General features: G+C 57.6%; 1 protein-coding gene. It reads right to left on the bottom strand.

All coding sequences use genetic code 11. The annotated features are described in order from the left end of the window. Positions 1–35 precede the first annotated feature (35 nt). On the bottom strand, positions 36–833 hold a 798-nt coding region (locus G0Q06_RS14195), incomplete at its 5' end, for an IS3 family transposase (protein ID WP_163967429.1).

The following is an 833-nucleotide window of genomic DNA, read 5'->3' as shown; positions in this document are numbered from 1 at the left end:
CTGATCAGCCCCACCTGAGTGGTCCAGTTTGAATGTTAGTGCATGATCGGCCTGGATGCCATCGGCACGATGGTTTCTGGAGCCGGTGGGCGGTAGCCCAATGCACTGTGGGGTCGTTTGGTATTGTAGTGTTTTCTCCATTTTTCGATGATGATCTGTGCTTCGCGTAGCGAGTAAAAGACCTCGCCGTTGAGCAGTTCATCGCGGAGCCGGGCATTGAAGCTTTCGCAGTATCCGTTCTCCCAAGGCGATCCCGGCTCGATGTAAGCGGTCTTTGCCCCGACGGCTGCAATCCAGTTTCTGACAGCCTCGGCAATGAACTCCGGGCCATTGTCGGACCTAATGTAGCAAGGCACACCACGCAGGATGAACAGATCCGTCAGCGCGTCGATAACCTCGGTCGAGTTCAGTTTCCGCTTCACGCGGATTGCCAGACATTCCCGGCTGTGTTCGTCGAGGATGTTCAGGGTTCGGAACGCTTTCCCGTCATCCGTTCGATGATGCACAAAATCATAGGACCAGACCTGGTTGCGATACTCTGGCCGGAGCCGAACACATGACCCGTCATTGAGCCAGAGCCGCGCTTTCTTCGGTTGTTTCGTTGGCACTTTAAGCCCCTCGCGCCGCCATAGCCGTTCGACGCGCTTGTCGTTCACCTGCCAACCTGCATCCCTCAGCAGAGCGGCAATCCGACGATAGCCATAGCGCCCATACTGGCGGGTCAACTCGATCATGTCAGCCACCAGGCGCGCCTCATCCGCACGCCCCGCTGGCAACCGTCTCTGAGTAGATCGGTGTTGACCCAGAACCCGGCACACCCGTCGCTCGGACAA

This window comes from Oceanipulchritudo coccoides (assembly GCF_010500615.1).
GTDB lineage: Bacteria > Verrucomicrobiota > Verrucomicrobiia > Opitutales > Oceanipulchritudinaceae > Oceanipulchritudo > Oceanipulchritudo coccoides.
The sequence above is the reverse complement of the archived record's forward strand: the minus strand, read 5'-3'. Positions and strand labels throughout refer to the sequence as shown.